15 protein-coding genes are annotated in these 23,239 nt (G+C 49.6%); 10 read left to right on the plus strand and 5 right to left on the minus strand.

Annotation, left to right across the window (positions count from 1 at the left end; all coding sequences use genetic code 11):
• Positions 1-15: 15 nt before the first annotated feature.
• The 3 genes from ACYVFD_RS15005 to ACYVFD_RS15015 form a co-directional block, all read right to left on the minus strand.
• Complete coding sequence (locus tag ACYVFD_RS15005; RefSeq protein WP_461090991.1) at positions 16-3,576, minus strand: SusC/RagA family TonB-linked outer membrane protein; 3,561 nt, start codon at positions 3,574-3,576, stop codon at positions 16-18.
• Between the two features lie 207 nt (positions 3,577-3,783).
• Positions 3,784-4,896 (minus strand): FecR family protein, encoded by a 1,113-nt coding sequence (locus tag ACYVFD_RS15010; protein ID WP_461090992.1) that lies wholly within the window; start codon positions 4,894-4,896, stop codon positions 3,784-3,786.
• Positions 4,897-5,308: 412 nt separating this feature from the next.
• Complete coding sequence (locus ACYVFD_RS15015; protein ID WP_461090993.1) at positions 5,309-6,337, minus strand: LacI family DNA-binding transcriptional regulator; 1,029 nt, start codon at positions 6,335-6,337, stop codon at positions 5,309-5,311.
• 295 nt (positions 6,338-6,632) lie between these two features.
• On the opposite strand from ACYVFD_RS15015, the gene ACYVFD_RS15020 reads away from it, so the two are divergent.
• The 7 genes from ACYVFD_RS15020 (at position 6,633) to fbp (ending at position 15,837) form a co-directional block, all read left to right on the plus strand.
• On the plus strand, positions 6,633-8,162 hold the full coding sequence (locus ACYVFD_RS15020) for a tagaturonate reductase (protein ID WP_461090994.1): 1,530 nt from the start codon (positions 6,633-6,635) through the stop codon (positions 8,160-8,162).
• Positions 8,159-9,814, plus strand: a complete 1,656-nt coding sequence (locus ACYVFD_RS15025; RefSeq protein WP_461090995.1) for a UxaA family hydrolase — start codon at positions 8,159-8,161, stop codon at positions 9,812-9,814. Before ACYVFD_RS15020 ends, ACYVFD_RS15025 begins: the two co-directional genes overlap by 4 nt.
• 88 nt (positions 9,815-9,902) lie before the next feature.
• On the plus strand, positions 9,903-11,333 hold the full coding sequence (gene uxaC, locus ACYVFD_RS15030) for a glucuronate isomerase (RefSeq protein WP_461090996.1): 1,431 nt from the start codon (positions 9,903-9,905) through the stop codon (positions 11,331-11,333).
• Positions 11,334-11,477: 144 nt separating this feature from the next.
• Positions 11,478-12,500, plus strand: coding sequence for a sugar kinase (locus ACYVFD_RS15035; protein ID WP_461090997.1), 1,023 nt, complete (start codon positions 11,478-11,480; stop codon positions 12,498-12,500).
• A 161-nt stretch (positions 12,501-12,661) separates the two neighbouring features.
• The gene (locus ACYVFD_RS15040) at positions 12,662-13,321 is read left to right on the plus strand and encodes a beta/alpha barrel domain-containing protein (RefSeq protein WP_461090998.1); all 660 of its coding nucleotides are present in this window, start codon (positions 12,662-12,664) and stop codon (positions 13,319-13,321) included.
• Positions 13,318-14,637, plus strand: coding sequence for an MFS transporter (locus tag ACYVFD_RS15045; RefSeq protein ID WP_461091000.1), 1,320 nt, complete (start codon positions 13,318-13,320; stop codon positions 14,635-14,637). The genes ACYVFD_RS15040 and ACYVFD_RS15045 overlap by 4 nt, the downstream gene beginning before the upstream one ends.
• Before the next feature lie 198 nt (positions 14,638-14,835).
• Positions 14,836-15,837, plus strand: a complete 1,002-nt coding sequence (fbp, locus tag ACYVFD_RS15050) for a class 1 fructose-bisphosphatase (protein WP_461091346.1) — start codon at positions 14,836-14,838, stop codon at positions 15,835-15,837.
• A 127-nt stretch (positions 15,838-15,964) separates the two neighbouring features.
• Here fbp and ACYVFD_RS15055 read toward each other — a convergent pair whose 3' ends face one another.
• Together ACYVFD_RS15055 and ACYVFD_RS15060 are read right to left on the minus strand one after the other, a co-directional pair.
• The gene (locus ACYVFD_RS15055; protein WP_461091001.1) at positions 15,965-16,684 is read right to left on the minus strand and encodes a LytR/AlgR family response regulator transcription factor; all 720 of its coding nucleotides are present in this window, start codon (positions 16,682-16,684) and stop codon (positions 15,965-15,967) included.
• 14 nt (positions 16,685-16,698) lie between these two features.
• Positions 16,699-17,817, minus strand: coding sequence for a sensor histidine kinase (locus ACYVFD_RS15060; RefSeq protein WP_461091002.1), 1,119 nt, complete (start codon positions 17,815-17,817; stop codon positions 16,699-16,701).
• A 259-nt stretch (positions 17,818-18,076) separates the two neighbouring features.
• Here ACYVFD_RS15060 and ACYVFD_RS15065 point away from each other — a divergent pair, with 259 nt between their 5' ends.
• From ACYVFD_RS15065 to ACYVFD_RS15075, 3 genes are all read left to right on the plus strand, one after another.
• Complete coding sequence (locus tag ACYVFD_RS15065; protein WP_461091003.1) at positions 18,077-18,553, plus strand: (2Fe-2S)-binding protein; 477 nt, start codon at positions 18,077-18,079, stop codon at positions 18,551-18,553.
• Positions 18,550-20,712 (plus strand): xanthine dehydrogenase family protein molybdopterin-binding subunit, encoded by a 2,163-nt coding sequence (locus tag ACYVFD_RS15070; RefSeq protein WP_461091004.1) that lies wholly within the window; start codon positions 18,550-18,552, stop codon positions 20,710-20,712. Before ACYVFD_RS15065 ends, ACYVFD_RS15070 begins: the two co-directional genes overlap by 4 nt.
• A gap of 362 nt (positions 20,713-21,074) precedes the next feature.
• Positions 21,075-23,234, plus strand: a complete 2,160-nt coding sequence (locus ACYVFD_RS15075) for a xanthine dehydrogenase family protein molybdopterin-binding subunit (protein ID WP_461091005.1) — start codon at positions 21,075-21,077, stop codon at positions 23,232-23,234.
• Positions 23,235-23,239: the final 5 nt, after the last annotated feature.

A 23,239-nucleotide genomic window follows, 5' to 3' on the forward strand; every position in this document is an offset into this window, starting at 1 on the left:
TTCGGTTAAAAGGAATTAGAAGTTCAGATTCAGGCCCAGCATGAAAATCTGGGGCGTGGGATACACCGTTGTGTCGACGCCTTTATTACCATCGTTGGGTTCGGTAACCTCGGGGTTCAGACCTGAATACTTGGTCAGGGTAAATAAATTGGTTGACTGGAAGTAGGCCCGGAGCCGGTCGACGTTCAGCTTTTTGGTCAGCGCAGCCGGTAAGGTATAGCCAATCTGAAAATCTTTCATGCGCAGGTAAGCCCCACTTTCGACAAAAAATGTAGAAGGTTTTTGCATGTTCCCATCATCGGTAAGCGTAATCGGCAGCGTGATCTTGTCACCATTGGTATAGCGTTCGGGTGTCCAGGACTCGTATAACCGACGCTTCAGGTAGTTGCCTTCATTGCGGGTAAACAGAATTTCCCGGTTGAAATAATTAATGATTTTGTTACCGGCCAGGCCCTGGAAGAACATCGTCATATCGAAGTTTTTGTAATTGAGGCCCAGGTTCAGCCCATACGAAAGCGTCGGATGGGGAGAGCCGATGAACGTCCGATCGGCTGTCGTAATTTTTCCATCACCGTTTATATCTCTGAATTTGAATACACCGGGTCGGCTATAGGCATCCCGTCCGTTAATGTCTGGATTGTACTTGGCCCACTGGCTAACTTCTTCCTGCGTATTGAAGATACCGTCGACGATATATCCGAAGAACGAAGAAATGGGTTGGCCCGCTGTGGTCGCGGTGTAGACATCGTTTTGCAATGTATTCCCATACCGAATTTCGCTCGGATTGCCATTCAGACGAACAACGGTGTTTTTATAATGCGACAGGTTCGCGCTAATGTTGAAGTTCAGGTCTTTCCCGATGCGATTCCGGTAGCTTAAGATTACATCAATTCCGTTGTTGCGCATTTCACCGACGTTGATGGATGGCAGCACCACGCCCCCCCAGGTGTCGGGCCGGGAATCGGGGTAAAGCATGTTGGTGGTCCGGCGGTTATAGACATCGATGTTGGCTTCAAACTTGTTGTTCAACAGCACTACGTCCAAACCGAGGTTCGTGGTTGTAGACGACTCCCATTGACCAGCGGGATTCCCCAGCGAGTAAATATGTAGCCCTGCATCCGACTTGGTACTGCTGGTTCCTGAAATGTTATAATACGACTCAGCACCGGCTGCACGGTAGGTTGTATACGAATTATAGTTACCGACGTTATCATTGCCGTTCTGTCCCCAGCCAGCCCGAATTTTTAAGTCGCTCAGCCAATTAACACTCTTTAAGAAAGGCTCTTCAACAATACGCCAGCCCACCGAAAAGGCCGGGAAGGTCCCCCATCGATTGGCCGCAGCAAAACGGGAGGAAGCATCCCGGCGGGTGGTCGCTTCAAACAGGTATTTGCCCTTATAGTCGTAGTTTACCCGAACAAAATAGGAGAAGAGAGCCCACTGATCGAAGGTACCTGTGTTGGAAACGTCCTTCTGGCCAGCATCGAGCACCATGTAATCCAGATCCGTAAACGGATAGGTAGACCGGGTGGCGGTGAAGATCTGATTGTTATTTCGGATAGCCTCAACCCCAGCTAACACGTTGACCGTGTGCGCATCCCGAAACGTTTTGTTAAAGTTGAGGGTATTGGTCCAATTGTACTGGAAAATATCCTGTTGTGATTCAGTAAGTACATTGTTGTTGGTGGTCTGAGTCCATTCAGGATCAGCCAGTGTACGAACCTTGCCCCGGGTTACATTGTAATCGATACCGACTAAACTCCTAAACCACAAATTGGGGGTAAAATCGATCTGTGCGTACACACTACCCATGATCCGCATCTGTCGGCTTAGATTGTCTTTGGCACGGTAGAGGTTGGCTACCGGGTTCTGTCCATTTCCCGTTCCGGCTGCTTTCGTACCAGCAAAGTTCCCCCGGATGTCGTACACTGGAATCAGCGGGTGCTGGCGAATGGCATAGGCGATAGGAGAACCGGCATTACTGGTGCCCGTATTGATATAACCCAGCCGATCCGACAACGTTGCGCCAATCGTCTGGCCAACTTTAAGCCATTTGGTCACAGTAAAATCCGAATTAGCTCGCAGGGAATAACGGTTGAAGCCTGTGTAATCGATGATGCCTTTTTGATTCAGGTAACCCGCCGAAACGGCAAAATTGCTTTTTTCACCTCCACCTGATACGGCTAAATTGTACTCCTGAATGGGCGCTACCGACGTAACTTCCTTGAACCAGTTGGTTCCCTCTTTATTGGCTCTGGTAATGCCGTTGTAAGGGGTTGGGTAAGAATACGTACTTTCATTCACCTGACTGGCCGACGCGCCAGTAGGGATGATGTAATCGGGAATCACGGGGGTGGCTCCATTGCCATACTGCGCATCAGCCCAACCAGCCCCGCCGGGGGTAAGTCCGTTGTTGCGCTTCCGTTGCCACAATAGTTCGCCCAACTCCTGTGAATTCATCATGTCCAGGTGGTTAGCCGCCTGCTGGGCACCGTAGCGAGCGTCAAAGCTTAGCTTGAGTGTGCCCTTCTTACCGCGTTTGGTCGTCACAACGATAACGCCATTAGCCGCCCGTGAACCGTAAATAGCAGAGGCTGAGGCATCTTTCAGCACCGTCATCGACTCCACATCGTTGGGATTGATACCTGTTAAACCTGTATTGGTCGGAACCCCATCGACAACATACAGCGGATCATTATTATTGATCGATCCGATACCCCGTACCCGAACGGTGGAATTCCCACCGGGTTCACTGCTGGTGACCACCGTTACACCGGCTACGCGTCCCTGAAGCCGTGCGGCTGCATCGCCAGTCGGTACGGCTCTGAGCTGCTGTTCATTCACGGCCGATACAGCCCCCGTCAACGTTTCTTTTTTCTGTACCCCATAACCAACCACCACCACTTCGCTCAAGGATTTACTCTCGGCAGCCAGCCGGACGGTAAAGGTAGTCTTGTTGCCAATTTCGATCTCCTGCGCGATGTAGCCGACAAAACTGAACACCAACGTGCCTTTGTTATCAGGTACGTTAAAGCTAAAGGCTCCATCGGCATTGGTAGTCGTACCTCGCTGAGTACCTTTTAATACGACGCTGACACCGGGCAGAAATTCCCCTTTTTCATCAGCGACGGTACCCGTTAAGGCAATATCGGCCAGGGCTATTCCTTTGGGTAAGCCAAACGTACTATTATCACCTGCTCGGCTACTATGGCCGGGGTCTCGTTTGAGTACGATGAATTCGCCATCGATCTCATAGTGCAGATTGAGCGGTTTCAGAAGCCGATCCAGCACGGCAGACAACTTTTCCTTGTTGGTTACCAATGTGATTCGCTGATCCATATCGATGAGCCTGGGCACATAGGTAAATCGGATTTTGGTTTCCTTCGATATATGGTCAAGTACCGAGCTAAGCTCCTTGTTTTTCATGTTGATTGAAACCGGCCGGTTCAACATATCCTGCGCAAAGCTGGGTCGCGCGACGCTGAAGTTGGTAAAGATCAAAATCAGCAGAAGGTGAGTGCCTGTGATCTTCATAACTTTGATCAATAAGGGTAAGGAATTAAAAAATATTTGCATAGATTTACTCCGTTTTGGTTCATGTATTGGAACTACTGGGCAAAAACAATCCCCGGCCTGCTGGTAACAGGTTTGTCGCATGGTAAGACGAGGGGGAAACTGCCGGTAATGCTGGAACATTACCGGTATTTTTTTTTGGTAAGAAGGTAAGTATGTCAGGGTTTACGCATAGGCAGAAACGGGTTTATTGAGTTCAACAGGAATTAGTTAGTTAGCAGCACACCCTTTACCGGTCACGACAATTTTTGCTCCCCACACTTCGTACGTCGCATCAATTGTCCGACAGATTATATCTAGCTTTTTAAACAAAGGCTCATCACCCAGTTGGGCCGTCAGATTGCAGTTTTCAACCGTCTGCTGGTTGTATAGGATTGTAACCCCATACGATTGTTCCAGCGTGGCAAATACATCGCGGATAGCTGCACTGTTAAAATTGAAGTCTGGAAACTTCGCTGGCTTTCGAATCACCTCCGGCCGGGCAATTATGCTCTTGGTCAGCATGGCCTGAGCCGGATCGTAGGTCGCCTGCTGGTTGGCGGTTAGCACAACGGTTTGCTCAGCTTTCTGAGTTTCTGGCTTCTGATACTGCTCCAGAGTAAACACTTTTACTTTACCCGACTTGACCGTAACGCTAATGCCAATCGTACTCTGCGAACTATTGACTGTAAAGCGCGTACCCACTACCTGCGTGACAATGTTATTGGCGAACACCAGAAAGGGTTTCGAATCGTCTTTTACCACTTCAAAGTATCCCTGCCCCGATAAGTAGACCTTCCGCTGGCGGCCGGTAAAGGCCTTTTCATAACTCAGCTTTGCATTCGGACTTAGCTGGACCACGCTCCCATCGGGCAGTTGAATACGCTGCGTATTTCGGGTTGGATTAACTTTTTCAATCAATGGTTCGCTCACCTGCGCAACCTGCCTCTCGTATGTAGGCGGCAACAGCTTCGACTCACGGATTGAGGTGTACCACCACACCATACCCACTAAGGCTACGGAAGCGGCAATAGAAATCCAATACCTTGACACGTTGGTGTAAACGGTCTTAAATACAGATACGTTTGTTTGCTCATCCTGCTCAATCTGATCAAATATAGCCTCCTTCATCCGCTGGCCCTGTTCAAGGCTGGGCTCGGCTCCTAGCGAGTGCATCGCCAACAGCAGCGCACGGGCTCGGATAACATCTGACTTTTTATCGGGGTAAATGGTGATGAAGTTTTGCCAAAATTGCCCCGTCTCCTCATCGGATGTAAGTACCCAGTGACGGAAACGGTCGTCTTGACTGAACTCTTCAGGTGTATAGTGTAGATAGGTAGTCACTGGACTTAACAGGGGAAAAACTAAACAATTCGCTTTTATATACTAGTGTCGGAAAACGCGAAAGTGTCCCCTCCATTTTTTAATTATTTTTTCAAGATTTTACACCTCCTCACATAGTACCCTAATTATCAACAACTTAATAGTAACGCCAATAGTTTACAATGAGCTATATAATCAGTACGAGCACCTTTCCCGGTGTGTCAAGTAGCATTGATGTGCATGGTAGGCCGGATTTTGAGAGTGTACGCTGGCCATGCCGGTACGTATTTGGCTGAAGCTGAGCCGGACGCTGAAACCGTCGATCAATTAGATTTACGGATAAGGGATTAGGTAGTGCAGCAATGGATCTCTACTGATCAAAAAGAATCCTGATCTGTAGCACCGTTTTTCAAGTCATTCAATTATTGACAATTCAAGCCTTTGATGCGCCCCCTTCAGCCTGCGATGACTCGCGTACTACCATTCGGGTAGGAATTTTGATGCGTTCGGGCTGGAGACCTTTATATTTACCTTCAATCAGGTTGATCAGTTGCTCAGCCGCTACCTGCCCAATTTCCAGAGCGGGCTGTTCGACGGTGCTCATGGGCGGAGCCAGCAAATCGGCTACGGGCGTGTTGGTGAAGCCAATGAGCGAAACCTGCCCTGGAATGGCAATATTCCGTTTTTTCAAAGCCGCCAGCGTACCAAGAGCTAGCCGGTCACTGGCCGCAAAAAACGCATCGGGTGACTGACTTAACAGATCGTCAATGATCGGTTCGACTTCATTCTGGCCAAAACCAGCGTAGCGCAATAGATTTTCATCGTACGGAATTCCGTACTTTTCCAAAGCAGCCTTATAACCTGCCAGTCGCTCCTGCGTAATAGAAATGTAAGGGGGAATGGTAATGTGGGCAATCCGTCGTCGGCCGGTCTGAATCAGGTGCTCGGTAGCCGCAAACGCTGCGTCAAAATTGTCGGCCGTCACACTAATCGAATCAAGCTCTTCGGCGACTCGGTCAAAGAGAACGATGGGTAGCTTCTTCTCCTGTAACTCCCGAATATGCGATACATCCGACGTACTGCTCGATAACGAAATCAGGAGTCCATCGGCTTTTCGGGCCACGGCCTGCTGAACCGACAACACCTCCCGCTCGAACGATTCGTGACTTTGAAAAATGATAACGTGATACCCTCGGTTGTAAGCGATTGCATCGATGCCATTAATCACCTGCGAGAAGAAATTATTGGCGATCTGCGGCACAATGACCCCAATGACCCGGCTCCTGTTTTCTTTCAGGCTTAGGGCAATGGGATTTGGTCGGTAATTGAGCCGCTCGGCGTATTCGATGACCAGGCGCTTGGTTTCCGGATTAATTTCGTAGCTATCCCGCAGTGCCCGCGAGACCGTTGATGTCGAGAGATTTAGCGCCCGGGCAATATCTTTTATTGTGATGGTATCCAAAGTGAAATATTAGTAAAATACAAAAATAAACTTACTCCCTATCGCGCCACACCTATTCGTTCAAAGTAACGGTCAATTCGCCATTTTCTGGTCATTTGCCAACAAACTCGTCAATTGGCAACGTTCCCGATAACGTTTGCGTGAATAAATATCTTTAAAAGTTTAAATATAAAAAACATCCTACTTAATCTTACTTCATCAACTTACATACCGCTCAGTTTGTTCGTTACGGAAATTTCCATAAAAAAGACAATTTTCATAGCTAATTCTATAGCTATCTGACCAAAGACGTCCTATGCAACCATTATCTGTCCAATTACTTCCGACCATCCAGTCTCAGCTTGACATTAAGCTGCCGGTATCAGATCATCAGGAACTTCCTGAGCGGGTACTCCAATTTGGTACGGGTGTTTTGCTACGCGGCCTCCCCGACTACTTTATCGATAAGGCCAATCGTCAGGGCATTTTCAATGGTCGGATTGTGGTTGTAAAATCGACCGATGGGGGTGATATGACCGCCTTTTCCCGTCAGGATAATCTATATACGCTCTGTGTTCGGGGTGTCGAAAATCGTGAACTTGTTGAAGAGAATATCGTTTGTTCAGCGATCAGTCGGGTATTGTCGGCCAAACAACAATGGGATGAGATCTTACAGGTAGCCACTAGCCCGGATTTACAGATCGTTATTTCGAACACAACAGAGGTCGGCATTCAGCTCGTACAGGACGACATTCGGCAATCACCACCCGAATCGTTTCCGGGCAAACTATTGGCTGTTTTGTACGCTCGGTATAAGGCATTCAACGGCGACCCAACAAAAGGTCTGGTCATCGTGCCGACCGAGCTGATTCCCGACAACGGCTCCAAACTCGAAGCCATCCTGCTCGAACTGGCGCATCGCAATGCTCTGGAAGGAACCTTCATCGACTGGCTCGAAAACGCCAATACCTGCTGTAACTCGCTGGTCGATCGCATTGTTCCTGGCCGCCCTGACCCCGCTACCCAACACGCGCTGACCGAGCAACTGGGGTATGAAGATGATCTACTGACCATTTCGGAGGTATATCGGCTTTGGGCTATCGAAGGCGATGAGCATGTCCAAAACGTGCTGTCGTTCCACCAGGCTGACGAGAACATTTTCATTCGCCCGAATATTGATCTGTTCCGTGAGCTGAAACTTCGACTCCTGAATGGTACACATACGTTAAGCTGCGCATTGGCCTTCCTGAGTGGCTTCGACACGGTTCGTGAGGCTATGGACGACGAGATCATGTCGGCTTTTATCAGCGGGGTCATGCTGGGCGAACTTATCCCCGGCATTCCATATTCTGTTGACGAGAAAGCCGCGCAGCGGTTCGGCTTTCAGGTACTCGACCGATTCCGCAATCCGTTTATCGAACACCGTTGGCTGGCCATTACGATGCAGTATTCGGCCAAAATGCAGATGCGGAACATTCCAACCTTGCTTCATTACTATAAGCAGTTGGGCGTAACTCCCCGCTATATCACGCTGGGCTTTGCGGCTTATCTGCGATTCATGCAGGCAACTACGCAGGAGGATGAGGTATGGTATGGTGAACGGGAAGGGGTTAAATACCCAATCTACGACGCCCAGGCCGGTTACTTTGCCGACCTATGGGCCCGGCTTTCACCTCAGGAGTTAACGACAACTGTCTTACAAAATACCGCTTTGTGGGGTCACGACCTGAGTCAACTGCCAGGATTTGCTGATTCAGTAAGCCACTATTTAGTCCAAATGGTCCAAAACGGCGTACTCTCTACAGTATCGGCTCAATTTGACCATCTTGAAACTGTAACCAAATGAAACAGAACGTTCTAAAAATACACCCCGACGATTCGGTTCTTGTTGCCCTCACTGATCTTGAACCGGGCGAACGAGTCCAATGGGATAACGCCAATCTGATCGTGACGGAAGAGATTCCGGCTAAACACAAGGTAGCCCTTCAGGCTTTCGAACCGGGGGATTCCATCACGATGTATGGTGTGCTGGTCGGTAAAGCGAAACAGACCATTCCGATGGGCGGCCGACTGACGACCTTCAATGTCCAGCACGCAACCAATAGTTACGACCTGCACGGTTCATCGTATCAGTGGGCAGCTCCATCCGTTGAGCGTTGGCAGGACCAGACCTTTATGGGCTATCACCGCTCCGATGGCCGGGTGGGTACGGCAAACTACTGGGTAGTGATTCCGCTCGTTTTCTGCGAGAACCGGAACATTCAGGTACTTGAAGAAGCCCTGGTACACGACCTGGGCTACGGTCGTCGGAATACGTACCAGCAACAGGCTCAGGAACTGGTTTCGCTCGTACAGGCGGGTCGCTCGGTCGAAGAAATTCTGCAGGCCGATCTGCAAACCGCCGAACAGTCGTTGGGGGGTCAGCTTAAACTGTTCCCGAATGTCGATGGGGTCAAATTCCTCCTGCACGATATGGGCTGTGGCGGTACCCGCCAGGATGCCCAGGCCCTTTGCGGATTGCTGGCAGGCTACATTACGCACCCGAACGTAGCAGGTGCTACCGTACTAAGCCTGGGTTGCCAGAATGCCCAGGTAGCCATGCTTCAGGAAGAAATTCAGAAGCGCAATCCCCAGTTCGACAAGCCGTTGTTTGTACTCGAACAGCAGACCGTCGGCACCGAAGAATCGCTCATTAGTCAGGCGCTGCGTCAAACGTTCGCCGGATTGATGCAGGCCAACGCCTGTGTTCGCCAACCGACTCCCCTGAGCAAACTAGTCGTTGGCCTGGAATGTGGTGGTTCGGATGGGTTTTCAGGTATTTCGGCTAATCCGTCGGTAGGCCACGCATCCGATCTGCTGGTCGCTTTGGGGGGTACCGTGATCCTGTCAGAATTTCCTGAGCTATGTGGCGTTGAGCAGGAACTATGTGATCGTTGTGTGGATGAAGCCACGGCTGGCCGATTCCGGGAACTGATGAACGTATATGCCCAGCGTGCCAAAGAAGCCGGTTCCGGTTTCGACATGAACCCTTCGCCGGGCAACATTCGCGATGGACTCATTACCGACGCAATGAAATCAGCGGGTGCTTCCAAAAAAGGGGGAACGTCACCGGTTGTGGCCGTACTGGATTATCCGGAACTGGTTACGAAACCCGGTTTGAATCTACTTTGCACGCCCGGCAACGATGTCGAATCGACCACGGCCGAGGTAGGTTCGGGCGCCACTGTCGTCTTGTTTACGACCGGTTTAGGCACGCCAACCGGAAATCCTATCGCGCCTGTGGTTAAAATTGCGTCAAATACCGCTTTGGCTAACCGGATGCCTGATATAATTGATGTCAACACTGGCACCGTGATCGACGGCGACGAAACGATCCAACAGGCTGGCGAACGATTGCTCGACCAAATCATTCGCGTAGCCAGTGGCGAAGTCGAAGTAGCCGCCGTACGTCACGGTCAGGACGATTTTATACCCTGGAAACGGGGAGTTTCTCTTTAATAGAGTGAAAGAGCGAAAGAGTGAATGAGCGAATTGCCTCACACTGTTTTTCGCTCTTTCACTCATTCACTCTTTCGCTCTTTAATACATGAAAAAGCCCTTTCTGAACGAAGATTTTCTGTTGCAAACGGAGTCGGCGCGGCAACTCTACCATGAATTTGCCAAGCCGATGCCCATCATCGATTACCACTGCCATCTGCCGCCCGATCAGATTGCAGAGAACAAACAGTTTGAGAATATCACGCAAATCTGGCTCTATGGCGACCATTACAAGTGGCGGGCCATGCGGACCAATGGCGTGGATGAACGTTTCTGTACGGGTAATGCCGATGATTTCAGCAAGTTTCAGAAATGGGCCGAAACGGTTCCCTACACGCTTCGGAATCCACTCTATCATTGGACTCACCTCGAATTACAACGCTATTTCGGCGTTACGGAAACGCTTAACGGCAAAAACGCCCGGCAGATTTACGATGCCTGCACGGAACAGTTACAGTCGCCGGATTTTTCGGTACGGAACCTGATGCGCCGGATGAACGTCGAAACGGTTTGTACGACTGACGATCCAGTCGATTCGCTGGAACACCATAAAAAACTGGCCGATGAGGGTTTTGAAATCGGTGTGTTGCCCACCTTCCGGCCCGACAAAGCGATGGCTGTCGAAGATGTTGTTGCCTTCAATCATTATGTAAACCGACTCGAAGCCGCCAGTAATGTATCGATCAGCAATCTGGCCGATTTCCTGAAGGCGCTTCGCCAGCGTCACGATTTCTTTGCGGCAATGGGCTGTAAACTTTCCGATCACGGCCTGGAACAGATTTATGCGGAAGACTACACCGACGAGGAAATCCAGAACATCTTCCATCTACTTCGCTCAGGCCATTCACTCAGCGGTACAGAAATTCTGCAATTCAAATCGGCTATGCTGGTGTACCTGGCGGAGATGGACTGGGAAAAAGGCTGGACACAACAGTTCCACCTGGGGGCCTTGCGGAACAACAACTCCCGGATGCTTCGGGTACTGGGCCCAGATACTGGTTGGGATAGCATCGGCGATTTCTCCCAGGCGCGGGCCATGGCTCGTTTCCTCGACCGACTGGACACCAACGACAAATTAGCCAAGACAATTATCTATAACCTCAACCCGGCCGACAACGAGCTCATTGCTACCATGATTGGCAATTTCAACGACGGATCGGTGGCCGGTAAAATCCAGTTTGGCTCGGGCTGGTGGTTTTTGGATCAGAAAGAGGGTATGGAACGGCAACTAAACGCTCTTTCTACTATGGGCCTGTTGAGCCGCTTTGTGGGTATGCTGACCGATTCGCGCAGTTTCCTGTCGTACCCACGGCACGAATATTTCCGTCGTATTCTGTGCAACATGCTCGGCAACGACATTGAAAACGGTGAACTCCCCGACGACATCGAGTGGACTGGCCAGGTGGTACAAAACATCTGCTACGGTAACGCCAAAGCCTATTTCGGTTTCAGCAATAAGCCGATGTCGCTGGCAGTTTAAGTAAATTTGAATTCCTTTTTTGTCATTCCGACCGGGACGCGTAGTCGAAGGAGGAATCTCAAAGTCGCTTATAAGGTAAGCTTGAGATTCCTCCTATCGTCGGAATGACAAAAAGAAAAATCATAAATTAGTAAGTAAACATACATGGTCTGTTGTTTTGGTGAGTTATTGTTACGGTTTTCTCCGATTGCCAACGGTGAATGGATTCGGCAGACAGCCATGCCCGTGTATGTGGGAGGGGCTGAACTGAATGTGGCTACGGCCCTGGCAAAATGGGACATTCCAATCAAATACAGCACCGTACTCCCCGAAAATTCGCTGGCCGATGACATTATCGAGTACGTTTCGAGCCAGGGAATTGACTCGTCGGATATTGTCCGGTTCGGGCAGCGCGTGGGTAGCTATTACCTGCCTCAGGGCTCGGACCTTAAAAATGCGGGCGTTATTTATGACCGGGCCTATTCGGCCTTTTCCGAACTAGCACCTGGCAAAGTCGATTGGGATGCTGTTCTTCAACAGACTAGCTGGCTGCATGTCAGCGCCATTAGTCCGGCCTTAAACGCCAAAGTAGCTGCTGCCTGTAAAGAACTGGTTGCAGCCGCTTCGGCCAAAGGCATTACGGTATCGATGGACCTGAACCATCGGGCGCGGCTATGGCAATATGGTGTTTCGCCGATCGATATAATGCCGGACATTGTGGAGCATTGTAATGTGGTGATGGGTAATATCTGGGCAGCAAATGCTTTGCTAGGCATCCCGGTCGATGAAGCGATTCACGCTAAAGGTCAACAATCCGACTATCTGAATCATGCACTGGAAACGTCCAGAGCCATTCAGGAGCGGTTCCCACGGTGTAAAGTTGTTGCCAACACCTTTCGATTCGACATGGCACCAACAGGCTTGCGGTATTACACAACGTTATACATCGATGGCCAGCAGTACGTATCACCGGAATTGCTAACCGATTCGGTCGTAGATCGGGTGGGTAGTGGCGATTGCTTCATGGCAGGATTGATTTACGGCCTTTACAAAGGTCATGATCCACAGCAGGTAGTCAATTTTGCTGCTGAAGCTGCCTTTGGAAAATTACAGGAGTTCGGTGATGCGACCAACCAGACCGTTGACGAAATTACCAAACGCCAATTGATGATCACTTCCTTACTCTAAAAAGTCATTCAATAGTCATTAGTCTTCGACGTCATTGGTTGTCAGTAAGTGGTCATTGATTGTCATTTGTTGCCTGATCAACATTGATGGCGAAGCGATGGAATGACGCTGAAGGCGAATGACTATACATGACAACTTAATGACTATTAAATACCCCAGTTATGTCTTCCGATAAAATCCTTGATCTAGTTAGTACTCACCCCATTGTACCGGTGTTCTATCACCCCGATGTCGACCATGCGAAATCCATTTTGCAGGCTTGCTACGACGGTGGACTACGGGTATTTGAATTCACAAACCGGGGCGATAAAGCCTTAGCGGTTTTCACCCAGTTGGCCAGTTATGTGAAGGAAAATTGCCCCGAAATGGCGCTGGGTATTGGTACCATTCTGACCCCTGAAGATGCGACCAAATTCATTGATGCCGGTGCCGCTTTTGTCGTTCAACCGGTTACGACCGCTTCGGTTGGTGACGTTTGCCGTGAACGGGGTGTCCCCTGGATGCCTGCCGGTTCAACCCTGAACGAAATTTATCAGGCAACCCTCCTGGGTGCTGAACTGGTGAAAGTATTTCCGGGCAATGTGGTGGGTCCAGGTTTTATCAAGGCGATCAAAGGCCCGATACCTTCCCTAAAGCTCATGGTAACCGGGGGTGTTGAGCCGACCAGCGAAAGCCTGAATGCCTGGTTTAAAGCCGGTGTAACAGCGGTTGGTATTGGGTCTCAATTATTCTCCGGCGACAGTGCTGATCCATCGGCTTTACGCGACCGCATAGCGACCTTAGTTCAGATTGTTACACCCTTTATTCCGCAACCCGCATGAGCAAACCCGTTGGAAACTACCGCTGGACTATCGTAGCGCTCCTTTTCTTTGCTACGACCATTAACTACCTCGACCGGCAGGTAGTGGGACTACTTAAACCTTCGCTGGAAAAAGAATTCAACTGGTCGGAGCTGGATTACAGCCGCATTGTTCAGGTTTTCTCAGCAGCCTATGCCATTGGTCTGTTAATTTTTGGGCGGGTTATCGACCGTATCGGTACCAAAGTTGGCTATACGGTGGCTATTATCTTCTGGAGTATTGCAGCTATGGCACATGCGCTGGCGACAAGCACTATGGGATTTATTTTTGCACGGATCGGCCTGGGTCTGGGCGAAGCGGGTAATTTTCCGGCAGCTATCAAAACCGTTGCCGAATGGTTTCCCAAGAAAGAACGGGCACTGGCAACGGGTATTTTCAATTCAGGAGCTAATATCGGCGCCGTAGTGGCTCCCATTCTGGTGCCCTGGATTTTAGGTATCTGGGGATGGCAAATGGCCTTCATCGTAACGGGTGCCGTCGGCTTTATCTGGCTGGTTTTCTGGTACATCGGCTACGAGATTCCGTCGAAACAAGCCAAACTGTCAAAAGAAGAGTATAACTACATCCACAGCGATAACGAAACCACTCCCGACGAAGTGGCCGACCATGGCAAACCCGTTTCCTGGAGCCTGCTATTGGGTAAGCGCCAAACCTGGGCGTTTGTATTCGGCAAAATGCTGACCGACCCTATCTGGTGGTTCTTCCTGTTCTGGTTGCAAGACTATTTTGCCACCACATTCCACCTCGACACCAAAAAGCCGAACCTGTATCTGGCTGTGCTCTATACGCTGGTCAGTATTGGTAGTATTGGCGGAGGGTACCTGTCATCGGCGCTGATTAGCCGGGGCTGGAGTGTCTGGAAAGCGCGTAAAACCGCCATGTTCATCTTTGCCCTCCTCGTGCTGCCTGTTATTGCCGTTCGGTTTGGACCGAGTATCTGGGGGGCTGTGGCTTTGATTGGGCTGGCGGGTGCCGCTCACCAGGCCTGGAGCGCCAACATCTTTACAACGGCTTCCGATATGTTCCCTAAACGAGCCGTTAGCTCCGTGGTGGGTATCGGCAGTATGGCCGGTTCGATCGGTGGAATCATTTTCCCGGAGATCGTTGGTCGAATTCTGGACAATTACAAAAAGATAGGTGACCTGCAAACTGGCTACGGTATCATCTTCCTGATGTGTGGCTCAGCCTATCTGCTGGCCTGGACCGTTATGCACCTGTTAACACCTAAAATGCAGCCTGTCCAGCTCGACGTTACTGAGTCTGAGCCGGTTGTTTAAATAAGTCCTCTGTCTTCTGTTTTCAGTTAGCTGGCACGAAATAATTGATACGCCAGCTAACTGAAAACAGAAGACGGAAAACTCAAGATAAACCTATATATAAAACGTATACTCATTATTCATCCTAAACGAAAGCCTACGATAATCTTAGAAACTATCTATTCATTATAATTATCAAATACGATGAATGTCCAACAAATGGAACTCTCGGCTTCCCATCCATTAGCATTGCCGGTTGGCGTAACGCTCGACCGGTATATCATGCACCGTCAAACGGCTTTCCCGTATGCCACCGGCGAATTATCGCAATTACTGCGCGATATAGCTCTGGCCGGAAAAATCATCCATCGGGAAGTGAATCGAGCCGGATTAATTGACCTGACTGGCGGTATGGGCGTTCAGAATGTACAGGGCGAAAGCCAGCAGAAGCTGGATATGATCGCCAACATTCGGTTTAGCCGAGCCCTGAAAAATGGTGGTGAAGCCTGCGCCATCATTTCAGAAGAAGAAGAGGACATCATCTATACCGGCAACAATCACGGCAAATACGTGGTCGCCATCGATCCACTGGACGGTTCATCCAATATCGACGTAAACGTATCGATCGGAACGATCTTTTCCATTTACCGGCGCGTGACACCCATTGGGACAGAACCCACGCTGGAAGACTTCCTTCAGGGGGGTCGTCGGCAGGTGGCCGCTGGTTATATATTGTATGGTTCATCGACAATCATGGTATATACGACCGGCCATAGCGTGAACGGCTTTACCTACGATGCGTCGTTGGGCGAATACATCCTGTCGCATCCAGACATTCATAGCCCAGCCAATGGTCAGATCTATTCCTGCAATGATGGCAATGTAGAAGGCTACGAAGATGGTGTTCAGGAATACCTGATGAGCTGCCGGAAGAAGCAGTTTACAGCCCGTTACATCGGTTCGCTCGTGGCTGATTTCCACCGCAATCTGCTCAAAGGAGGAATTTACCTGTACCCACCTACCCGGAAATCGCCCGAAGGAAAACTACGGTTATTGTATGAAGCCTTCCCGTTGGCGTTTTTAGCCGAAAAAGCCGGTTGCCTGGCTACCTCTGGGCACCAGGCTATACTGGACATTAAACCCAGCCATCTGCACCAGCGAACACCCCTATACATTGGTGCCCCCACGATGGTGGAAAATCTGGTCGGAATGCTGAAATAGGCTATTTAACCAATTATACAACTTCCCGAAAGATCAATACTCTTCCCAACTAGCGATTAGAACTTAGTCTGGGCCAGGCGGGTGCTTGGCCCAGACTAAGTTCTGTCCAATTCGCAGCTACTAAAATTCACTTCTTCCATAGCTTATCGGTCAGCACGTTATTCATCACCTGATCCCGGTAGTTGCGGCTCATCGGGATGCGGTGCGACTGGATAAACAAGTCATTTCCCTCGATGCCATCAATTTTGCCGGTAGCGACCAAGTAGGACTTATGCACCCGGATAAACGCAGGACTCGTTAAATTCTGTTCTAAATTTTTCAGGTTTAACAAGGTCATGTACTTGCCTTTCGTCGTGAAAATGGTCACGTAGTTCTGCATTCCTTCAATGAACAGAATGTCTTCAAAGAAGATTTTTTCGTATTTGTTTCCACACTTGACAAAGACATACTCTTCTGGTTTGGGCGCAACCGAAGTGGCTGACTGATTCAGAAGCCGATGGTATTCTTTGGCTTTATTGGCTGATTTAAAAAAGCGATCGAACGTAATTGGTTTCAGCAGGTAATCCAGCACGTTTAGCTGAAACCCTTCGAGTGCAAAACTGGGATAAGCCGTTGTGATAATGACCATCGGTGGTTTCTGAGCAATTTTAAGAAAATCGATCCCACTCATTTTGGGCATCTGAATATCCAGAAAGATCAGGTCTGCCGGTTGCCGATCCAACAAGCTGATTAGCTCAATTGGGTTCTCACAGGTGCCGGTCAGTTGCAGGAAATCAACCTCCCGCACATAACTGGCTAGTCCTTCCCGCGCTAACGGCTCATCGTCGATAATCACACAGTTCAGCATACGTCGTTGATTAATCAGGCCAGTTGTAAGGATGGTGATGCAACAAGTTCGGTTAGGGTTAACTGTAACTTCACCTCAAAACTATCTAGATGCTGTTGAATCGCTAGCGTATACTGTTCGGTATACAATAAGTCCAATCGTCGTTGTACATTCTGCAGACCAATCCCACCGTACTTAACGACTTCGTTACCCGGTTCGGCCGCCATGCTATTGGTCACAAACAGGTCCAGATGCTGACCGACCAATGCCAGCTTTATGGTAATCCAGTTAGGTCGATCGCTATGCCGGGATACGTGCTTAAACGCGTTCTCAACAAAGGTCATCACAATAAACGGTGCAATGGCCAAATGGTCGACATAAAGCGGTTCGACATCAACCGAAACCGTTACATTGCTTTGCCGTAATCGCTCCAATTCAATAAAATTCTCCAGGTAGGCAATCTCCTTGCCAAGCGGAATTTGCTGGTCATTGCATTCGTACAATTGATACCGCAGCAGCTCCGAAAATTTAGCCAGCGAATTCGATGCCATATCCGGGTTCTTATGAATCAGGAAAAAGATCGAATTGATAGTATTGAACAGAAAATGGGGATTGAACTGATTTTTCAGGAATTTGAGTTCGGTTTCCAGCTTTTCCTTCTCGAGCAGTTGCTGCCGCTGCCGGGTCTGAATCCAGTTTTTCGTCAGTTTAATGCTCATGGCCAGGGTCGTACTGGCAACGGTCGAAGGCAGCGCGTTACTGAAAAAGGTATTAAAACAGGCCGATTGCCCGAATAGGTCATAGATCGTTTGACCGCTGGCAAAGGCACTAAAATAATAGCCACCGACAATGCAAAACGTAGCACACAAGACGGTCAGAAGCAGGTAGGCTAAATAAGGAGCATACCGACTTTTTTCAAGGTAGTTAGGAATCAGGTAGTACAGATTGAAATAGACCGCCAGCGCCTGAAAAATGACATAGAAGCTATATTTCAGCGCGTAGGGCAAAACAACTAAGCTCTGAAATACTTTAACCGGATTGCCCAACGTAACCACCCACCAGATATAGTGATATAGAAACCAGAACGGCAGGTGGTGGAGCTTATATCGAAAGAACCAACTCTGAACCAATTGATTATAGGATAACGCACGCATGGGCCCTCAGCACAATTTGCTCGATAACAATTGTCACAAGTTACGCGAATTGGCTGGAACTATGCCGATTCAATACATAAACGACCTGAACTAATTGACCAACTATACGACCTGAAGGATAACCTGTCTGCAAGTTCTCCTTTCTGGCTTTCAACTATTTTTCTGTCGTTCGTCAACTAAATTGAGTCAGTCGTCAATTCCGTTTTTCAATCATCCAGGTTCGTCTTTCCTTTGATCGATTAGCTAAAAATGTAATGCTATGCCTTTGTTTCAACTATCGATTAACGGCAATAAATATACGGTCAACGCTGATGCGCAGATGCCTTTGCTCTGGGTCATCCGGGAATTGGTTGGCCTTACGGGCACCAAATACGGCTGTGGCATAGCGCAGTGTGGCGCTTGTACCGTACATCTGAAAGGGGCCCCAATACGTTCCTGCTCATTCCCTGTATCAGCCGTGTCGAACCAACCCGTCACTACTATCGAAGGCATTTCGAAAGACAACTCCCATCCGGTGCAAAAAGCCTGGATTGCCGAGCAGGTTCCGCAATGCGGCTATTGCCAGAGTGGGCAAATTATGTCGGCAATTGCCTTGCTGAGAGACAATCCTCACCCAACTGATGAAGCTATTGATGCTGCCATGCAGGGAAATATCTGCCGTTGCGGCACGTATCCTCGCATCCGAAAAGCCATTAAACGAGCCGCTGGTACACTTCCTAAAACGAACGGACAATGAAAATCAGGAAGGAGCTTTCGCGTCGACATTTTATTCAGCAGGCGAGTCTCTCCGGGATTGCCTTAACCCTTGGGCTTTCGACTGCGGGAAAAACGGCTGTGGAAATCATCAATATCCAGGCTCCGGACAAAATAGGTACCGAATTAATGTCCTGGATTTCTATTGACAAGTCCGGGAAGGTAACCCTTGTGAATCACCGCTCGGAAATGGGCCAGGGCACGTTTCAGGCCATTCCGCAGATGATTGCCGAAGAACTGGAAGTCAATCTGGATCAGGTCACTATTTTGTTTGCGCCTGCGAATCCTAAAAAATACGGACCTCAACCCCAGGAAGGTAGTTTTTCTGTTCGGGGCTGGTACAAACAACTGCTACAGGCCGGAGCATCGGCGCGGGAAATGTTCATCAGCGTGGCGGCTAAGCGCTGGAATGTCGCAATGTCGGACTGTTACGCAACGAATGGCCAGGTGATTCATAAGCCATCCGGCCAAAAACTTGACTATGGTCTGCTGGTCGAAGAGGCTGCTACATTAACTCCTCCTCAGAACGTACCATTAAAAAGTCGGAAGGCCTATAAACTCATTGGGAAGTCACTACCTCGGCAGGATATTCCGGCCAAAATCAATGGTACTGCCCAATTCGGCCTCGACAAAAAATTACCGGGTATGCTGTATGCAGTGGTCGAACGAAATCCGCGCTTTCGGGGAAAAGTGAAACGGTTCGACGATTCCAAAACAAAAGCCATACCGGGTGTAAAGCGGGTGTTTACGGTACAACGGGCTATTTTTGGCAGTTTATTTGAAGGGGTCGCCGTCATTGCCAATTCGCTTTGGGCTGCCATGCAGGGACGCAAGGCATTAGTGGTTGACTGGGATGATTCGGGCTTTGAGCACCTTGATTCTGAACAGCTTGCCACCCAAATGCGGGAAAACCTTAAGAAGCCGGGGCCGTCTCCCCAATTCGAAACCGCTTTTCAAACCGCAACCCAAAAACTGGAAGCCGTTTATGAGACACCCTACCAGTCGCATAGCTGTATGGAACCGCTCAATTGCATTGCCCACGTCCAGGACAACCGCATCGAGATTTGGGGACCCATTCAGGAAGCGAACTGGATACAGGCTGATTTGAGTGAACGACTGGGCATTCCAAAAGAAAATGTAACCGTGAACATGACCTTTCTGGGTGGTGGATTTGGCCGCAAAGGATTTCCCGATTATCCGCACGAAGCAGCCTTGATCTCTAAGGCGATGAAAGCGCCCGTTCAGGTGATGTGGACGCGTGAAGACGACATGAGTACGGGGCCATTTAGACCGGGCGCATTTTATGGCTGTAGAGGGGCCATTGATGGTGATGGTCGTATACACGCTTTTCAGGCGATAACCGCAACACAATGGCTCGGAGCAGACTGGAGCCCCGAACCTTATCCTGACCCGAAACCAGCCGGGTACAACACCGGGAGTTTGGAGGGGATGGCAAGCCCTTATTTTAAAGCCATTCCGCATTACAGTTTTAGGGGTGTGGGTATCCGTTCGCCCATACCAACTATGTGGTGGCGTGCCCCAGGGGCCTGTACGGCTGGCTTCGCGGGCGAAAGTTTCATCGACGAACTCGCTCATCTGGCTGGTCAGGACCCGATGGATTTCCGCCGGGCTCATTTACCCGACAAACGTTATCAAGCTCTACTGGACCGGTTGGAAACGATTAGCCACTGGAAATCAAGAGGTGAAAAAGCAGGCTGGGGCATAGCCATTACGGAATGTTTTGGCGGTATCTGCGGCCATATCGTGCAGGTTTCACGTAAGTCAGATGGTAAACTTAAGATCAATAAGGTGATTGCCCTGATGGATTGTGGCTGGTATGTCAACCCCGATATTATCCGCGCTCAGGTCGAAGGCAGTATCATCATGGGTTTGGGCGCTGCGATTAAACATGCCACCACGTTTAAAGACGGTAAAGCGGTGCATCAGAATTTTAACACGTACGATATGCCCCGCATCACAGATACGCCGGAGATTGAGGTGCATATCATGGAAAACGACGAACCCGCCGGAGGTGTCGGCGAACCCGGCCTCCCTCCGTTCGCTCCTGCCTTATGCAATGCCATTTTCGATCTAACCGGTAAACGCATTCGCACGTTACCGTTCAAGCTGGATGAAGTGTAGGTATATTGATGTAGCCTGGACGGACACGTCTGGGTGTTATACGTAAAGCTAGACATGAGCGTTTTTGTCATCCTGACGAAGGAAGAATCTTAAAGCATCTTTACTCGCAGGTTTGGATATTATGAAGCTGTTTAAACTTTTCAAATTTCATTAAAACCGGGTAGCTTTTTTTGTCATGCTGACCGGGACGCGTAGTCGCAGGAAGCATCTTCGATAGCTAAAAGAATACTGCTACCGAAGATGCTTCGTTCCTCAGCATGACAAAAACACGCATTTTTGAATTTCCTTTAAAAGTTTAAACAGCTTCTATAAGATCCTTCCTTCGTCAGGATGACAAAAACGCCTAATGAGGTAGTCGTACTATGAGCAAAAACGGTCGAATAAACCGAAGGGATTTTCTGAAAACCGGTACGTTTGCCAGCGGTGGTCTAATGGTTGCTTTTGCCGTGCCGGATACCGTTGCCTTTGCAAAGCCCCGACCAACAACTGCGTCCCAAGCTGTGCTGAATGCTTTCCTGAAGATCGGAACGGATAATAGCATTCACATTATTCTCTCAAAGGTCGAAATGGGGCAGGGCATCTGGACCACCTTACCCATGCTCATTGCCGAAGAACTCGATTGCGACTGGAGCCGAGTAAAGGTTGAACACAGTCCACCCGGACAAGCTGGTGATTTTCTGGACAATCCCGTTTATAAATCCACCGGTGGTTCGGAAACGACCATCCAGGAATTTGATCGCTATCGGAAGATTGGCGCAACGGCTCGTGTAATGCTGGTCACTGCGGCCGCCAAACGACTTGGCGTACAACCACAAGATTGCCGAACTGAGAACAGCTACGTTATCGCCGGAGATAAGCGCATCAGCTATGGCGAAGTCGCGACGGAAGCCGCCAAACTGCCCGTTCCGAAAGTGACACTTCGCGAATCCAAAGACTGGAAGTATATCGGTAAATCGCAAAAACGGCTCGATACTCCTGAAAAAATTAACGGCAAGGCTACCTATGGACTGGACATTCATTTTCCCGGCTTGCTGACCGCCGTTGTTGCCCATCCTCCGGTTTTTGGTGCAACCGTAAAAACGGTGGATGCTACCCAGACCAAAGCGCTAAAAGGTGTTCGGGAGGTAGTAACGATTCCGACGGGCGTCGCGGTGCTGGCCGATAATTTCTGGACGGCAAAACAAGGTCGTGATGCGCTAAAAATTGAGTGGAATCCTGGAAAAAACGCCGATCTGGATAGCCAGGCTTTAACGGATAGTTATCGAAAAATAGCAAAAACAGACGGGCTAACGATCCGTAAAAAAGGGGACGTAGCTTCTGCGCTGACGAAAGCCGAACGGACTCTGGATGCCGAATATAGCTTTCCTTACCTCGCGCACGCACCCATGGAACCGCTGAATTGCACGGTAAAAATTGGGACGGATTCTTGCGAAGTCTGGACAGGTACCCAATCGCCATTGCTGCATCAGGCAGAAGTAGCCAGGTTTCTGGGGCTGAACCCGGAGCAGGTCAAGTTTTATACACCCTATATGGGAGGCAGTTTTGGTCGGCGAGGTTCCTTTAGCTCCGACTGGGTGATGGAAGCGGTTCACATCGCCAAAACAAGTGGCAAAGCCATAAAACTGGTCTGGACGCGCGAAGACGATATTAAAGGTGGCTATTACCGACCGATTTATGTACACAACGTACGAATTGCCATCGGCACCAATGGGTTTCCGACCGCCTGGCAGCACCAAATTGTGGGGCAATCGCTGTTTACGAACACCCCACTGGCCGACATGATTGTGCAAAATGGTATAGATTACAGTTCGGTCACGACCGGCGCCCCTTATTCCAATGCGGTTCCCGATCATTCCTTTGAACTTCACACCACAACCGTCGATGTCCCGGTACTTCCCTGGCGATCTGTCGGCAGTACACACAGCGCTTTCGTGATGGAAACGCTTATCGACGAACTGGCTTTCCTCGCCAACACCGACCCAGTTACTTATCGTCGTACGTTCTTCAAGAATCACCCCAGACACCTGGCTGCGCTCAATCTGGCAGCGGAAAAATCAGGCTGGACCAGGCCATTACCTAAGGGGCAATTCAGGGGAATAGCCGTTTGCGAAGCGATGGGCAGCTACGTGGCTCAGGTTGTCGAACTATCCGTCGACAATCAAAAGATACGCATTCACCGAGTTGTATGCGCCATTGACTGCGGACTAGCCGTAAATCCCGATGGAGTTCGCGCTCAAATGGAAAGCGGAATCGTATTCGGACTTACAGCCGCTCTGTATGGCGAGATAACAATAAAAAATGGGCAGGTTCAGCAGAGTAACTTTCACGATTATCCAATGCTCCGCATGGCAGAAACGCCCGTCATCGACGTATACATTGTGCCCAGCACTGAAAAAATGGGTGGAGCCGGTGAACCTGGGGTTGCGCCTATTGCCCCGGCATTAGCCAATGCAGTATTTGCCTCCACGGGCAAACGAATTCGCCGGTTGCCCATCCGCACCGAGGATTTGAGTAAGGTATAAGAGCG

This window comes from Spirosoma gilvum, from assembly GCF_054776815.1.

Coding starts and splice junctions, on each gene's coding strand:
- ACYVFD_RS15005 (WP_461090991.1), bottom strand. CDS start 3,576: ATGCAAATATTTTTTAATTCCTTACCCTTATTGATCAAAGTTATGAAG.
- ACYVFD_RS15020 (WP_461090994.1), top strand. CDS start 6,633: ATGCAACCATTATCTGTCCAATTACTTCCGACCATCCAGTCTCAGCTT.
- ACYVFD_RS15025 (WP_461090995.1), top strand. CDS start 8,159: ATGAAACAGAACGTTCTAAAAATACACCCCGACGATTCGGTTCTTGTT.
- uxaC (WP_461090996.1), top strand. CDS start 9,903: ATGAAAAAGCCCTTTCTGAACGAAGATTTTCTGTTGCAAACGGAGTCG.
- ACYVFD_RS15035 (WP_461090997.1), top strand. CDS start 11,478: ATGGTCTGTTGTTTTGGTGAGTTATTGTTACGGTTTTCTCCGATTGCC.
- ACYVFD_RS15040 (WP_461090998.1), top strand. CDS start 12,662: ATGTCTTCCGATAAAATCCTTGATCTAGTTAGTACTCACCCCATTGTA.
- ACYVFD_RS15045 (WP_461091000.1), top strand. CDS start 13,318: ATGAGCAAACCCGTTGGAAACTACCGCTGGACTATCGTAGCGCTCCTT.
- fbp (WP_461091346.1), top strand. CDS start 14,836: ATGGAACTCTCGGCTTCCCATCCATTAGCATTGCCGGTTGGCGTAACG.
- ACYVFD_RS15055 (WP_461091001.1), bottom strand. CDS start 16,684: ATGCTGAACTGTGTGATTATCGACGATGAGCCGTTAGCGCGGGAAGGA.
- ACYVFD_RS15060 (WP_461091002.1), bottom strand. CDS start 17,817: ATGCGTGCGTTATCCTATAATCAATTGGTTCAGAGTTGGTTCTTTCGA.
- ACYVFD_RS15065 (WP_461091003.1), top strand. CDS start 18,077: ATGCCTTTGTTTCAACTATCGATTAACGGCAATAAATATACGGTCAAC.
- ACYVFD_RS15070 (WP_461091004.1), top strand. CDS start 18,550: ATGAAAATCAGGAAGGAGCTTTCGCGTCGACATTTTATTCAGCAGGCG.
- ACYVFD_RS15075 (WP_461091005.1), top strand. CDS start 21,075: ATGAGCAAAAACGGTCGAATAAACCGAAGGGATTTTCTGAAAACCGGT.